Consider the following 15,096-nt stretch of genomic DNA (forward strand, 5'->3'; position numbering starts at 1 on the left):
CCTGTGACCCCATCATTATGAGTGATGTGCTCTAACCAGCTGAGCTACGTAGCCATTTCCATATTGTTGATTCTCTTCGAAAGTTGCCTTATCGCTGAGAACGGGGCGCATTATGCGGAGTTGAGTGTGATGCGTCAACTTTTTTTGTGAAGAAATTTGCGAAAAAGTGCCGTTCGAACTTTTTTTAATCAAACAGCTCTGTTTATGATCTAAAACTGCTAAAAAATTGTCGATTTTCTGAAGTGCTGTTTGCTCTGAAGTAAGGTCTCATTGTGAGTTGATAGCCTTGTAAAACAACAAAAGCCAGCAACTGCTGGCTTTTTAAACAATAACGAGTATGTAGAAATTACACGTTGAAGCGGAAGTGAACTACATCACCATCTTTAACGATGTATTCTTTACCTTCTAGACGCCATTTACCTGCATCTTTTGCTCCAGACTCGCCGTTGTATTGGATGAAGTCGTCATAACCAACAACTTCTGCACGAATGAAGCCTTTTTCGAAGTCAGTGTGGATCTTACCTGCCGCTTGCGGTGCAGTTGCACCAATAGGAATTGTCCAAGCTCGAACTTCTTTAACACCCGCTGTGAAATAGGTTTGTAGAGTCAGTAGCTCGTAACCAGAGCGGATCACTCGGTTAAGACCTGGTTCTTCAATACCCATATCAGCTAGGAACTCTTCGCGATCTTCGTCGTCTAGCTCAGAAAGCTCAGACTCGATAGATGCACAAACTGCAACAACCACGTTGTTTTCTTTTTCTGCGTACTCGCGTACTGCATCAAGATACGGGTTGTCTTCAAAACCATCTTCATTCACGTTTGCGATGTACATGGTTGGTTTTAGCGTTAGGAAGTTTAGGTAACCAACGGCTGCTAGCTCTTCTTTTGCAAGATCAACAGTACGCGCCATGCCACCTTCGGTAAGAACCGGTAGTAGTTTTTCAAGTACCGTTAGCTCGAACTTCGCGTCTTTATCGCCGCCCTTTGCTTTCTTAGCATTACGCTGAATTGCACGCTCACAAGAGTCTAGGTCAGCAAGAGCGAGCTCAAGGTTGATCACCTCGATATCTTCGATTGGTGATACTTTACCTGCAACGTGAACGATGTTTTCGTTCTCAAAACAACGAACTACGTGACCGATAGCGTCAGTTTCACGGATGTTCGCTAGGAATTTGTTGCCCAGACCTTCACCTTTAGATGCACCAGCAACAAGACCTGCGATGTCCACAAATTCCATTGTTGTTGGAAGGATCTTTTGTGGATTAACAATTTTCGCCAGCGCGTCTAGACGTAGATCTGGCACAGGTACTACGCCTGTGTTTGGTTCGATAGTACAGAACGGGAAGTTTGCTGCTTCGATACCAGCTTTAGTCAGTGCGTTAAACAGAGTTGACTTACCTACGTTTGGTAGACCAACGATGCCACATTTAAAACCCATGATTGTAAACCTTATTCAGCTTTGAAGGTGTGTAAGCGATTTTGTGCTTTTGTCAGGCCATCTTTCAGTAAGATGTCGAGACTGCGTACGGATTCATCGACAACAGCATCAAGGCATTCTTGCTCTTTTGCTGGTGCTTTACCGAGAACATAACCCGCTACTTTGTCTTTGTGCCCAGGATGGCCAATGCCGATCCTTAGACGATAAAATTCTTTATTGTTGCCCAGCTTGCTAATGGTGTCTTTTAAACCATTGTGTCCGCCATGACCACCACCTTTTTTGAACTTGGCAACGCCCGGAGGTAAGTCTAGCTCATCGTGAGCGACCATGATCTCTTCAGGCTTGATCTGATAAAACTTCGCAAGTGCTGCAATCGCTTTGCCAGACAGGTTCATAAATGTGGTCGGGATTAACAGTCTTAAGTCACTGCCATTGACCAGAATTCGTCCTGTGAGACCGAAGAACTTTGGTTCGTTTTTTAAAGTGACGTTATGGATACGAGCGAGTTCCTCTACCACCCAAGCACCTGCATTGTGACGCGTACGAGCGTATTCAGGTCCAGGATTGGCAAGGCCTACAAGCAATTTTATCTGCTGAGTCAACGTTAAGATCTCTCTTGAATCTCAAAAGCGCGGTATGATAGCACACTAAATTGGCACAAAAAAATGTGAATATAAAAAAACCACTTCGAAGGGAAGTGGTTTTCTCATTTCTAGGCGAGGATTACTTTGAAGTAAACATCGCAGAGATAGACTCTTCGTTGCTGATGCGACGAATAGCTTCAGCAAGCATGCTAGATAGAGTTAGCTGAGTCACTTTACCAGTGGCAGCCATCTCTTTAGAAAGCGTGATTGAGTCAGTCACGATAACTTGGTCAAGTACAGAGTCTTTGATGTTCTTAGCAGCGTTGCCAGAGAATACAGCGTGAGTTGCGTAAGCGAATACACGCTTAGCACCGCGCTCTTTAAGCGCTTCTGCTGCTTTACATAGCGTACCGCCAGTATCGATCATGTCGTCAACGATCACACAGTCGCGACCTTCAACATCACCGATTAGGTTCATCACTTCAGATACGTTAGCGCGTGGACGACGCTTGTCGACGATTGCGATATCGATGTCGCCTAGTGCTTTAGCTGTCGCACGAGCACGCACAACGCCGCCTAGGTCAGGTGAAACAACTACTGGATCTTCTAGACCACGCTCAGCCATATCTTCAAGAAGCACTGGCGTACCGAAGATGTTGTCTACAGGTACATCGAAGAAGCCTTGAATCTGCTCTGCGTGTAGGTCGATAGTAAGAACGCGGTCAACACCAACGTTTGAAAGGAAATCTGCAACAACCTTTGCAGTGATTGGCACACGTGCAGAACGTACTCGACGGTCTTGACGAGCGTAACCAAAGTAAGGAATAACAGCAGTAATACGGCCTGCTGAAGCGCGGCGCATTGCATCAATCATTACCACTAACTCCATTAGGTTGTCGTTAGTTGGCGCACAAGTTGACTGAATGATGAATACATCACTACCACGAACGTTTTCGTTGATTTGAACAGCGACTTCGCCGTCAGAGAAACGGTCAACAGTAGCATCTCCTAGAGAGATGTATAGACGGTCAGCAATACGTTGGGCTAGTTCAGGTGTTGCGTTACCAGCAAATAGCTTCATATCAGGCACGGTGGAAACCTCAGGGTTGCGTCCAGTTTAAACAGATTGTAATAGGGCTAATTCATAGTTAGCCAGGGTCTCTAGTAAAGGAGAGCGGTTGCACCCTTTCGCCACATAAGCGGAGACAGTGTCAGGAAGCAGTTCTAGGACTTTTTGTGCATTTTCCTGAGTTTTAAACTCTGAAAACACGCACGAGCCAGTACCCGTCAATCTTGACGGCGCGTATTGTAGCAGCCATGAAAGTTGGTTATCAACCTCTGGATACAGCATTCGGACAATTTTTTCGCAATCGTTTCCGTAAGGGCTGTCTAGAAGCGTTGCCAGCTCTTGCTTCGGCGTATTTCGCGTCAAGTCGGGATGGGTAAAGATATCCACGGTCGCAATGCTGACTTTTGGTTTTACGACCAAATACCAAAGCTCCTCGGGCTCGGCTGCGCTGAGTTTTTCACCAACACCTTCTGCAAATGCGGCGAAGCCACGCACAAATACCGGCACGTCAGCACCGAGCTTGAGACCAATTTCCGCCAGTTCATCAAAACTAAGTTGGGTTTGCCATAAGAAGTTCAGCGCTACCAATGCCGTTGCAGCATTCGATGAGCCGCCACCAATACCACCGCCCATTGGAAGAATTTTATCGAGCTTAATATGGGCGCCATAAGAGCACTGAGCCTTCGCTTGAAGCGCACTGGCTGCTTTCCAAATGAGGTTGTCTTGTGTGGCTACCCCTTCGATTTCTGGCGACAGCGTAATGTCGCCGCTGTCGTTAGCGGTGATTTCTAGTGAGTCACAAAGATCAATGAATTGAAACAGGGTTTGCAGCTCATGATAGCCATTGGCTTGTCGACCCGTGATGTAGAGAAACAAATTGAGTTTGGCTGGGCTTGGCCAAGTGGTGGTGTCGGTGATCATGGTACGTTCGGTCACTGTTTGATAGTCCATTTGGAAACAACGAGATTGAGTTTGGTATCGTCTTGCACTAGCTGCATTCGAGTTGGCATAGGTAGTGTGCGAGCTTCATCTTCAAGGGTGAAGCTGCGATATTCGGTGTAGTTTAGCTGCCAGTCCTTCTTGTTAAGTTGCTTGGTCAGGCTCGCTACCGTGTTGAACTCGTTAAGCTGATAGCTATCGGCAGAGTTTGGCTGACCAATAAGCCAACCTGACAACTGCTCGATAGGAATATTGAGCCCTGTTAACTGGTAAATAAGCAAGTTAGCGTCTTCACCAGACAGTTTTTGGTCGTCATAGGTTTCAATAAACGCGCCATTGGGCGTTGACGTGAGGTTAAAAACCGTTTGGCCAAGGAAGGTGGTAAGGCGAACTTGAGTCAAATTAGCAGAGTAAGTCCAATAGAAGTTCAAGGTTTGGCGCTGCTCTGGCGAAATGTAGCCAAGTTTACCACTAGCCTTATATTGGGTTAGGGCGTTGAGTTCGGCTTGGTGAGCTTGCCATTCGACACTTTGTGGCTCAGGCGGCATTGTGCTACAGCCAAACAAAAACAGTGCCGTCAATGTGTAAAACAGGCGACGAAAAAGTCTGTGCATAGGAAACTACTTACGTGATGGATTATTGTGCAAATTCAATACAATATTGACAGACTATAGCATCAATCCCACAAACTCAGGAAAACATATTGGTCAGAGTCTTTCAATAAGTGGTGCCATCAAGTAAAATTCTGCCCTATTTGTCAAATCTGTATCAGAGAATTCGCGTTACATGTCATTGCTTGCTATTGGTATTAACCACAATACAGCGTCAGTGGATCTGAGAGAAAAGGTGGCGTTCCCACCGGAAAAACTCGACCGAGCATTGAATGAGCTGAGAGACAATGCCAAAGTTAATGGCTCGGTAATTTTGTCGACCTGTAACCGCACAGAAATCTACTGCGACACCGGTGATACCAATAAAGCACAACTTATTGATTGGTTGGTGCGCTTTCACGACGTGCCAGCAGATGAGTTAAAGCCTTCTTTGTATGTGTACGAAGAGCAAGCGGCGATCAAACACTTAATGCGCGTGTCTTGCGGCCTAGACTCTTTAGTACTGGGTGAGCCGCAAATTCTTGGTCAAGTTAAGCAAGCCTATAGTGACGCTCGTGACCACCAATCGGTAGAAGGTGGTATAGAGAAACTGTTCCAAAAAACCTTCTCTGTTGCGAAACGCGTTCGTACTGAAACCGAAATTGGTGGCAGTGCGGTTTCTGTCGCTTATGCGGCAACGACACTGGCAAGACAGATCTTTGAATCTTTGGCGGACTCAACCGTGTTGCTGGTAGGCGCTGGTGAAACCATCGAATTGGTTGCTAAGCACCTCGAAGGACAAGGCTGTAAAAAGATGATCGTCGCCAACCGAACCAAAGAGCGCGCAGAAGTGCTCGCCACCCAGTTCGGTGCGCAGGTTATTGCGCTGAATGATATTCCCGAGGTATTGCCACAAGCCGATATCGTAATCAGTTCAACAGCGAGTCCATTGCCTATTATTGGTAAAGGCATGGTAGAGACCGCGATTAAGAAGCGCCGTTTTCAACCAATGCTGCTCATCGATATTGCTGTACCGCGTGACATTGAGTCACAAGTCGGCGAGCTAAATGATGCTTACCTTTACACCGTTGATGACCTACAGTCTATTGTCGATAGCAATATCGAGCAGCGTAAAGTAGAAGCCATTCAAGCTGAAGCGATTGTCAGCGAAGAGAGCGCGCAGTTTATGTCTTGGATGCGCTCATTGCAGGCAGTGGATAGTATTAGGCAGTATCGCAAACAAGCGAATGACACTAGACAAGATATACTTTCAAAAAGCTTACAAGCATTAGCAGCAGGGGGAGACCCAGAAAAAGTGCTGTTAGAGCTCAGTAATAAATTAACAAACAAGCTTATTCACGCGCCGACCAAAGCGCTGCAAGATGCTGCTGAGCAGGGTGATCCTGCGAAATTGGCAGTTATCCGACAGAGTTTGGGTTTAGACCAAACGAAATAAGCCTCACCCCGAGAAAAGACGCAATTATGAAAGCCTCCATTCTAGTAAAATTGGAAACTCTGGTTGAACGCTACGAAGAAGTTCAACATCTACTTGGTGACCCTGGTATTATCGGTGATCAAGACAAGTTCCGTGCTCTATCAAAAGAGTACTCTCAACTTGAAGAAGTGACCAAGTGTTTCCAAGCCTATCAGCAAGCGCAAGACGATCTTGAAGCAGCAGAAGAGATGGCAAAAGAAGACGATGCAGAAATGCGCGAAATGGCTCAAGAAGAGATCAAAGAAGCAAAAGCATCGATCGAATCGCTAGCGGATGAGCTGCAAATTCTTCTTCTTCCAAAAGATCCAAACGATGAGCGCAACTGTTTCCTTGAAATCCGTGCTGGCGCAGGTGGTGACGAAGCGGGTATCTTCGCGGGCAACCTATTCCGTATGTACTCTAAGTTTGCAGAGAAAAAAGGCTGGCGTATTGAGGTGATGAGCTGCAATGAGTCAGAGCAGGGCGGTTATAAAGAGATGATCGCGAAAGTATCTGGTGATGCAGTTTACGGTACAATGAAGTTTGAATCTGGTGGTCACCGTGTACAGCGTGTTCCAGAAACAGAATCGCAAGGTCGTGTTCACACGTCAGCATGTACTGTTGCGGTAATGCCTGAGATCCCAGAAGCGGATCTGCCAGAAATCAAAGCAGCGGATCTTAAGATTGATACCTTCCGTGCATCCGGCGCTGGTGGTCAGCACGTTAACACCACTGACTCTGCGATTCGTATTACCCACTTACCAACAGGTACAGTGGTAGAGTGTCAGGATGAGCGTTCACAGCATAAGAACAAAGCGAAAGCGATGGCTGTACTAGCAGCACGTATCGTTCAAGCTGAAGAAGCTCGCCGTGCGGCAGAGGTTTCTGATGCTCGTCGTAACCTACTAGGTTCTGGTGACCGTAGTGACCGTATCCGTACTTACAACTACCCACAAGGCCGTGTGTCTGATCACCGCATCAACCTAACACTGTACCGTTTGAATGAAGTAATGGAAGGTGATATGGCAAGCCTTATCGATCCAGTACTTCAAGAACACCAAGCGGATCAGCTGGCTGCGCTTGCAGAGAACCACTAATTCATGTCGCTAGATATGTCTATAGAAGCGGTGCTCAAACGAGCATCGTTTGTTCTTTCTGAGTCAGGTAGCGACTCGCCAAGCCTAGATGCGGCAGTATTGCTGTGTCACGCCCTTGAAAAGCCGCGAAGCTACTTGCTCACATGGCCGGAAAAAGAGCTAACCAAAGAGCAGACAACCCAGTTCGACGCGCTAATGGCAAGACGCACTGCAGGTGAGCCTGTCGCATATATCCTAGGCGAACGAGAGTTTTGGTCATTGCCACTCAATGTTGCACCTAGCACGCTTATCCCAAGACCTGATACTGAACGCTTAGTCGAGCTTGCCCTAGATAAAGCGATGCTTATCGATGGTGATCTGCTCGATCTAGGTACGGGTACTGGCGCGATTGCGCTTGCTTTGGCATCGGAGCTTCCAAAGCGTCAGCTTCAGGGAGTGGACTTTCAGCAAGAAGCCGTAGAGCTTGCCAACAGCAACGCCGCTAAACTGAATATTCGCAATGTTCGCTTTGCTCAAGGCAGCTGGTTTAGGCCAATTGACCATGGTCACAAGTTTGCGATTATTGTCTCCAACCCACCTTATATTGATGAAAACGACCCCCATCTTTCTCAAGGGGATGTGCGTTTTGAGCCGTCGTCTGCATTAGTTGCAGAAAATAACGGTTTGGCCGATATAGAAACGATTTCAGCGGCTGCACCAAGCTATTTGCTTGATGGTGGCTGGCTTTTGTTCGAACACGGTTTTGAACAGGGGGACGCGGTGAGACGCATCATGGAACACCATGGTTTTACCGAAGTCACCACAGAGAAAGATTACGGCAACAACGATAGAGTGACACTCGGAAAGTGGCACCCATAACAACCAAAAGAAAGTAAGAGAGACGCTCATATGTATGAAGGATTAAAGCATTTTCACTTGTTGACGATTGCGATTTCAGTGGCTTTATTGTCGGTTCGATACGGACTGATGATGATGAATTCCCCAAAAGTGAATTTACCGTTTCTAAAACGCTTCCCGCACATTAACGACTCTCTTTTACTGCTTTCTGGTTTTGGACTTATTGCTTACACCGGCTTTGTCCCTTTTACTGATGCAGCGCCTTGGATGACCGAGAAAGTGACTTGCATTATGGCCTACTTTGCATTGGCCTTTTTCACGCTAAAGCTGGCAAAGAACAATTTATTAAGAACATGCGCCTTTTTTGGTGCGCTAGGGTGGCTATTGATGGCAGCGAAGATTGCCATGCTAAAAACGCCATTCCTAATGGGGTAAACCATGATTGAACTGTTTGACGAAGATTTTGATGCGATAGAGTTAGCAGAAGGTGCACTGATCTTAAACAAAGCAGTGGATCCAGAGACGCAGCAGCATTGGGCTGAACTTGAACTCGCGCGCTTAGCCAAAGAGGCTGAGCAGCAATTGTTTCACGAAGTGGATGATAAGCAGCGTTTAGATGCGCTGCTTCGCTTGTTTTATACTGAGTGGCAATTTAAAGGTGATGACGATGAGTACTTCTCATCGGACAATGCCTTCATCGATAAGGTACTAGAGCGCCGTAAAGGTGTGCCAGTGAGCCTTGGCTCTATTTTGCTCTACCTTGGTAGCAAGCTTGGCTTACCTATGGAAGCTGTCACTTTCCCGACTCAATTTTTGGTCAAAGTGTGTTGGCCGAATGAAGCGCCAGTTTACATCAATCCATACGACGGTGAGTATGTTAGCAAAAAACGTTTACAGGCATGGCTGATTGGTCATGAAGGCCCACTTGCTAAGCTAGAAGCTAAGCACCTTGAAACGGTTGATAATCCAACTGTGATTGGTCGTTGGTTAGCGCTACTAAAAAGTGCGCTGCTACGTGAAGAGAAATATACCTTAGCTCTGCAATGTACCGATTTGGCTCTGACGTTTGTACCAGACGATCCATACGAAATTCGCGATCGCGGCTATATTTATCAACAGCTAGATTGTCATCAAATTGCGGCAAGTGATTTTCAATACTTTATTGAACAATGCCCAGATGACCCAGCAATCGAATTACTAAAAACACAGGTGACTGCGATTGGCCGTACCCCTGTGACCCTTCACTAAACTCTGAGAATAACAACATGGAAATGAAAACTGTACACGTAGGCGATATCCCAGTTGCGAATGACAAGCCTTTCACGCTATTCGCGGGTATGAACGTATTGGAATCACGTGATCTTGCGATGCAGATCTGTGAGCACTATGTGAAGGTAACAGAGAAGCTGGGTATTCCTTACGTATTCAAAGCTTCATTTGATAAAGCTAACCGCAGCTCTGTGCACTCATACCGTGGTCCAGGTCTGGAAGAAGGCATGAAAATCTTCCAAGAGCTGAAAGACACCTTCGGTGTGAAAATCATTACCGACGTTCACACTGAAGCGCAAGCTCAACCAGTCGCAGACGTAGTGGACGTGATTCAACTACCAGCATTCCTAGCTCGTCAAACAGACCTTGTTGAAGCGATGGCTAAGACAGGCGCTGTAATCAACGTGAAGAAGCCTCAGTTCATGAGCCCTGGCCAAGTTGGCAACATTGTGGATAAATTTGCTGAGTGCGGCAACGACAACATCATCCTTTGTGAGCGCGGCTCTTGCCATGGTTACGACAACCTAGTGGTTGACATGCTTGGTTTTGGTGTAATGAAGAAAGCCTCAAACGGCAGCCCAATTATCTTTGATGTGACGCACTCACTGCAGATGCGTGATCCATCTGGTGCAGCTTCAGGTGGCCGCCGCGAACAGACGGTAGAACTTGCGAAAGCAGGCCTTGCGACGGGCATTGCTGGTCTATTTATCGAGGCGCACCCAGACCCAGACAAAGCACGTTGTGACGGCCCATCAGCTTTACCACTCGACAAGTTAGAGCCGTTCTTAGCTCAAATGAAAGCGCTGGATGATTTGATTAAAGGGTTCGATCATATCGACATCAAATAGTCTCTAGCGACTCAATAGAAAACACAAAGCCAGCTTGTACTCGAGCTGGCTTTTTTTCATGTTAACTAATCCTGTTGGGCAATCGTTTCTTCGCAGAAAAATCGATCTTAACTGGTTGAATAGCTCGCTTTGTGGCGTCTCTATCCAGTACAGTTTCCGAGCAGCAGTATATATTACTGACTATTATGCCAGCGAGTTTATATCAACTTGTGATATAGATTACATAAAAGTGAAATCGGAATGTTATGTTTGGTAGCTTACTTTAAACTAACGCAAATTTTGTCAATGTTCTTCTTGGCATTTTAAAATATTTATCGGCAAAAAGAGAGCGATTTCAATATGCTCTAGGCAGTGGATCCCCAAAGTTCAAAAGGTATGACAATGAAAAAAAGCCTTATGTTTAAGTCCGTACTCAGTGCGGCTATCATCGCGTCACTAGCAGGATGCGCAACTCAACCCGAGCAAGAATGGAATGCTGATGAAACGTACAAGCTAACCATCCTGCATACCAATGACCATCACGGTCGCTTCTGGCAAAACAAATATGGCGAATATGGCATGGCAGCGCGTAAGACGTTGATCGACCAAATTCGCTCTGACGTGGAAGCTGAAGGCGGCAGCGTATTGCTACTTTCTGGTGGTGACATCAACACAGGTGTACCAGAGTCTGATCTTCAAGACGCTGAGCCGGACTTTAAAGGCATGAGCATGATTGGTTACGATGCGATGGCGCTAGGTAACCACGAATTTGATAACCCACTAGAAGTTCTGTTTAAACAGAAAGAGTGGGCAAACTTCCCAATGCTGTCTGCCAACATCTACGACAAAGAAACTGGCGAGCGCCTATTCGATGCCTACCACATGTTTGATAAGCAAGGCATCAAGATCGCGGTTATCGGTCTAACGACCGAAGATACGGCTAAAATTGGTAACCCTGAATACATCGGTGACATAGAATTCCGTGATCCAAAAGTAGAAGCGAAAAAGCTTATCGCTGAACTAAAAGAGACAGAAAAACCTGATCTTATTTTTGCTGTGACTCACATGGGCCACTATGAAAATGGTCAACGTGGTGTCAATGCACCAGGTGACGTAGCACTAGCGCGTTACTTGAATGAAGGCGACCTAGACATGATTGTGGGTGGTCACTCACAAGAGCCTGTATGTATGGAAGGGCCAAACGTCGTTAAGAAGAACTTCAAGCCAAGCGACGAATGTAAGCCAGATATGCAAAACGGTACTTGGATTGTTCAAGCGTACGAGTGGGGTAAATACGTAGGCCGTGCTGACTATGAGTTCAAAAACGGCGAGCTGAACATGGTGAGCTACGACTTGATTCCAGTGAACCTGAAGAAGAAAGTCAAAATTGACGGTAAGAAACAGCGCGTATTGGTTGAAGATGAAATCAAGCAAGATGCAGAGCTACTCGCTTTCCTATCACCATTCCAAGAAAAAGGCCAAGAGCAGCTAGGGGCGAAAATTGCTGACACAAACGGCAAGCTAGAGGGTGATCGTAATGTGGTTCGCTTTAGCCAAACTAACCTAGGCCGTTTGATTGGTACTGCACACATGGAACGCGCAAAAGCGGACTTTGCTGTGATGAACTCTGGTGGTGTTCGTGATTCTATCGCTGAAGGCGATGTCACTTATAAAGATGTACTGATCGTTCAACCATTTGGCAACATCATTACTTATACCGACATGACAGGTGCAGAAGTTCTTGATTACCTAAATGTTGTCGCGACAAAACCAGTAGACTCAGGTGCTTACGCGCAGTTCGCTGGCATTGAAATGACAGTGGGTAAAGAGTCAGTGTCTAACGTCGTTATTAATGGCAAAGCACTGGATCCTAAAGCGACTTACCGCTTTACCGTACCAAGCTTTAACGCTGCAGGTGGTGACGGCTATCCAAAACTGACGGGTCACCCAGGTCACGTCAACACAGGCTTTGTTGATGCAGAAGTACTAAAAGAGTACCTAGAAGCGAACAGCCCAATTGATGTGAATAAGTATCAGCCAAAAGGCGAAATTGTTTATAAAAACTAGACTTTAACTGGTTTTTATTCAATAAATAGAACGGTGCCGAAAGGCGCCGTTTTTTTGGTCTGCGAGTTTTGGAGTAAGCAATGACCCCGGCAATCAACCTAGCTAAAAAGAAGAAAATCACTCACACCGTTCACCAATACGATCACGATCCTCGCCATGAGAGTTATGGTTTGGAAGCGGTCGAAGCACTAGGGCAAGATCCCGCAACTGTATTTAAAACCTTACTGTTTGCTATCAATGGTGAACCCAAGAATCTAGCGGTTGCCGTCATTCCTGTGGCAGAAAAGCTCAATTTGAAGTTGGCAGCCAAAGCCGCTGGTGGCAAAAAAGCCGACATGGCAGATAAAGAGATCGCACAGAAAACGACAGGTTATGTGCTTGGTGGTATTAGCCCTCTAGGCCAGAAGAAAGCATTGCCGACGTTTATTCACAGTTCGGCCGAGAGCCTAGAGGCGATGTGCGTCAGTGCAGGAAAACGCGGGTTGGAGATTGAGTTAGCACCGACTGATTTGGCGGCACTAACTCGAGCGAAATTTGTGAATTTATGTGACGCTTAGTTTGCTGCTGAACTGAAATATCATTTTTTCAGCGATAAAGTCCCACCGACACGAGGCTTACGTTGTCCCGAATCTGACTGACCGGATTTCGGGTTGGCAGGTCTTTTGGCAGCAGGCCCAGTCTTTGACACAGGTTTAGCAGGGCGTGATTTATTACCAGAATGACTCGGTTTACGCTGGCTAGGTTTGCCTCCACGACCACCTTCACTGCGTTGGTTCTCTGAATCAGAATGACGACGCTTGCTTGGGCTACGGCGGTACTCATCGGCACCGTGACCAGAATATGTTTTCATGTTGTCACGGTTGTTGCGACTCGCTGAGCGCGGGTTTTTTCCGTCACGCTGGTTCTTCTCAAACTCAGCTTCTCGACGCGCATCGTGCAACTTAGCATCGGTAGCCTTAGTGATACGGCGACCCTTAGCGTCTTTGCGTGAAGCCTCTTCTGTACTGACAGAACCCTCACACATGCGCAGAATTTCTGCCACTTCTTCATCGCTTAGGTAGCGCCATTTGCCGTTAGGAATGCCATCAATAGAGATGTTCATAATACGCACGCGACGCAGTTTTAGAACGTCATAGCCTAATGCTTCACACATACGGCGGATCTGACGGTTGAGGCCTTGTGTCAGCGTAATACGGAACGAGAACTTGGTCTCTTGCTCAACTTTACACGGCAAAGTGACGGTATCAAGGATAGCGACACCTGCGCCCATCTTTTTGATGAAGTCTTTAGTGATCGGCTTATCGACGCGGACGACGTACTCTTTTTCGTGGTTGTTGCCAGCACGAAGAATTTTATTCACGATGTCGCCGTCATTGGTTAAGAAGATAAGACCATCGGAAGGTTTATCTAATCGACCAATAGGGAAGATACGCTTGTGGTGACCAACAAAGTCGACAATGTTTCCTGGCACATCACGCTCAGTAGTACAGGTAATACCCGTCGGCTTGTTAAGCGCGATGTAGATTGGCTTTTCCTTGCTACGAACAGGTTTACCATCAATCTCAACATCATCGCCAGGTAGCACCTTTGTGCCCATTTCCGGCACCTTGCCGTTGATCGTTACGCGTTGCTGCTCAATGAGCCTATCCGCTTCACGACGCGAGCAAAAGCCCGTTTCACTGATGTATTTGTTGAGACGTTTTCCGTCAGCAGGGTTCGACATGCGAGGTTATCACTCTATGTTGGTCAGTTTTAAAGGTCGCGTATTTTATACCCAACTTGGCCTTAAGTCACTTAACTCATGCGCTTTTGATGGCGTTCGCGGTTTTCAAGCTTCTTTTCTTGGCTCTTTCGCAACATAACATACACCGCACCACTGCCACCGTGGAAGCGTTGAGCACTATGAACACACTGGACATCTTTGATTTGCATTAGCCAGTTTGCCAAGTAGCTTTTCATAAGAGCGGGCGGGTTTGAGCGCTCCCCACGACCATGGACAATAATCACGGTGCGAATGTCCATTCGCATACATTGCTGCAAGAACTTAATCACGTCATCACGAGCTTCTTTCAGTGTTCGTCTGTGTAAGTCGAGTTTTGCTTGAAGCGGGTATTTGCCCAGCCTGAGCTTGCGATACACCCCTTCCTGCACACCATCACGTTTGAATTCGATAATGTCGTCAGGCTTGACCATAGGAGCATAGTCGATGGAGAGATATTCCGGGGCTTGCTCAGATAGCCAAAGTGCGGCCTGGCGCTTTGCTATTTGCGAGTCAGAAACCTGGTGGGACTTTTTCAGTTCGACGGTGTCGTGCTGGATAGGCTTCACATCGCCCATCATTTGTTGAAATAGGTCTAGATCATCGTCTTGAGACATAACTGCATCTCGAAATAAGCCAATTTAATCGCAGTATATACGAAGTCAGCACAAAAGTGAGAGCATAAAAAACCGGAGTGAACAGGCGATCCACTCCGGTGCATAGCAGTTATCTATTTACATAGACGCTAAGCGATTCTAGTGAGGAGATTTGTCATTCATTACTTTGTATATGAAGAAAGCACCGTAAAACAGCATCAGACCAAACGCCCCGAAGATGACAATCATCGAAGACAAGCCCACTGCATTACCAAATAGGAGATCAAGCCAAAAGTCCATGTTTCCTCCAAAAAGTAGTGAAGACAGAGTTACGTTAACGTTTGGTGTAAAAATGAACACTGATCTGGATCAATTGTACCCAGACTGTTAATGACCTGTATGTTAGTGTGTGTATTTGGTCACATTTTTCGTGCTTCTGGCTAGTTGCTGACCAAACAAGTCGGTTTTAGCAAAAAGATGCTATAAAAGCCTTGCACGCCTCAGAATTATCAGTAATATACGCATCCGTTGACAGGCAATAAGCCACTCA

At 46.4% G+C, this 15,096-nt stretch carries 16 protein-coding genes; 8 read left to right on the top strand and 8 right to left on the bottom strand.

The window, feature by feature from the left end; genetic code table 11:
• Positions 1 to 346: 346 nt before the first annotated feature.
• The 5 genes from ychF to lolB all read right to left on the bottom strand — a co-directional run bounded on the left by ychF (position 347) and on the right by lolB (position 4,644).
• A complete protein-coding gene (gene ychF / locus ACJB0T_RS13925; RefSeq protein ID WP_479288978.1) occupies positions 347 to 1,438 on the bottom strand; it encodes a redox-regulated ATPase YchF in 1,092 nt (363 codons plus the stop codon).
• Positions 1,439 to 1,449: 11 nt separating this feature from the next.
• A complete protein-coding gene (pth, locus tag ACJB0T_RS13930; RefSeq protein ID WP_479288980.1) occupies positions 1,450 to 2,040 on the bottom strand; it encodes an aminoacyl-tRNA hydrolase in 591 nt (196 codons plus the stop codon).
• Positions 2,041 to 2,161: 121 nt separating this feature from the next.
• On the bottom strand, positions 2,162 to 3,112 hold the full coding sequence (locus ACJB0T_RS13935) for a ribose-phosphate pyrophosphokinase (RefSeq protein WP_479288982.1): 951 nt from the start codon (positions 3,110 to 3,112) through the stop codon (positions 2,162 to 2,164).
• Positions 3,113 to 3,139: 27 nt separating this feature from the next.
• A complete protein-coding gene (gene ispE / locus ACJB0T_RS13940; RefSeq protein WP_479292202.1) occupies positions 3,140 to 4,012 on the bottom strand; it encodes a 4-(cytidine 5'-diphospho)-2-C-methyl-D-erythritol kinase in 873 nt (290 codons plus the stop codon).
• Positions 4,013 to 4,023: 11 nt separating this feature from the next.
• Positions 4,024 to 4,644: a lipoprotein insertase outer membrane protein LolB gene (lolB, locus tag ACJB0T_RS13945; RefSeq protein WP_479288984.1), complete on the bottom strand. Its 621-nt coding sequence runs from the start codon at positions 4,642 to 4,644 to the stop codon at positions 4,024 to 4,026.
• Positions 4,645 to 4,816: 172 nt separating this feature from the next.
• On the opposite strand from lolB, the gene hemA reads away from it, so the two are divergent.
• The 8 genes from hemA (at position 4,817) to ybaK (ending at position 12,748) form a co-directional block, all read left to right on the top strand.
• Complete coding sequence (gene hemA / locus ACJB0T_RS13950) at positions 4,817 to 6,076, top strand: glutamyl-tRNA reductase (RefSeq protein ID WP_479288986.1); 1,260 nt, start codon at positions 4,817 to 4,819, stop codon at positions 6,074 to 6,076.
• Between the two features lie 26 nt (positions 6,077 to 6,102).
• On the top strand, positions 6,103 to 7,191 hold the full coding sequence (prfA, locus tag ACJB0T_RS13955) for a peptide chain release factor 1 (protein WP_479288988.1): 1,089 nt from the start codon (positions 6,103 to 6,105) through the stop codon (positions 7,189 to 7,191).
• A gap of 3 nt (positions 7,192 to 7,194) precedes the next feature.
• Entirely contained in the window at positions 7,195 to 8,049 is an 855-nt protein-coding gene (gene prmC / locus ACJB0T_RS13960) for a peptide chain release factor N(5)-glutamine methyltransferase (protein WP_479288990.1), read from the top strand.
• Positions 8,050 to 8,079: 30 nt separating this feature from the next.
• Entirely contained in the window at positions 8,080 to 8,463 is a 384-nt protein-coding gene (locus tag ACJB0T_RS13965; RefSeq protein ID WP_112462325.1) for a SirB2 family protein, read from the top strand.
• A gap of 3 nt (positions 8,464 to 8,466) precedes the next feature.
• Entirely contained in the window at positions 8,467 to 9,276 is an 810-nt protein-coding gene (locus ACJB0T_RS13970) for a SirB1 family protein (protein ID WP_479288993.1), read from the top strand.
• Between the two features lie 17 nt (positions 9,277 to 9,293).
• The gene (gene kdsA, locus ACJB0T_RS13975) at positions 9,294 to 10,145 is read left to right on the top strand and encodes a 3-deoxy-8-phosphooctulonate synthase (protein WP_479288995.1); all 852 of its coding nucleotides are present in this window, start codon (positions 9,294 to 9,296) and stop codon (positions 10,143 to 10,145) included.
• A 381-nt stretch (positions 10,146 to 10,526) separates the two neighbouring features.
• Positions 10,527 to 12,191: a bifunctional UDP-sugar hydrolase/5'-nucleotidase UshA gene (gene ushA / locus ACJB0T_RS13980; RefSeq protein WP_479288997.1), complete on the top strand. Its 1,665-nt coding sequence runs from the start codon at positions 10,527 to 10,529 to the stop codon at positions 12,189 to 12,191.
• An 80-nt stretch (positions 12,192 to 12,271) separates the two neighbouring features.
• Entirely contained in the window at positions 12,272 to 12,748 is a 477-nt protein-coding gene (gene ybaK, locus ACJB0T_RS13985) for a Cys-tRNA(Pro) deacylase (protein ID WP_479288999.1), read from the top strand.
• A gap of 20 nt (positions 12,749 to 12,768) precedes the next feature.
• Here the strand turns inward: ybaK and rluF are convergent, their stop codons facing one another.
• The 3 genes from rluF to ACJB0T_RS14000 all read right to left on the bottom strand — a co-directional run bounded on the left by rluF (position 12,769) and on the right by ACJB0T_RS14000 (position 14,846).
• A complete protein-coding gene (gene rluF, locus ACJB0T_RS13990) occupies positions 12,769 to 13,914 on the bottom strand; it encodes a 23S rRNA pseudouridine(2604) synthase RluF (RefSeq protein ID WP_479289001.1) in 1,146 nt (381 codons plus the stop codon).
• 71 nt (positions 13,915 to 13,985) lie between these two features.
• Entirely contained in the window at positions 13,986 to 14,567 is a 582-nt protein-coding gene (smrA, locus tag ACJB0T_RS13995; protein WP_479289003.1) for a DNA endonuclease SmrA, read from the bottom strand.
• Between the two features lie 138 nt (positions 14,568 to 14,705).
• A complete protein-coding gene (locus tag ACJB0T_RS14000; RefSeq protein ID WP_042473952.1) occupies positions 14,706 to 14,846 on the bottom strand; it encodes a DUF3149 domain-containing protein in 141 nt (46 codons plus the stop codon).
• Positions 14,847 to 15,096 lie beyond the last annotated feature (250 nt).

It is taken from the genome of Vibrio sp. CB1-5 (assembly GCF_059412285.1).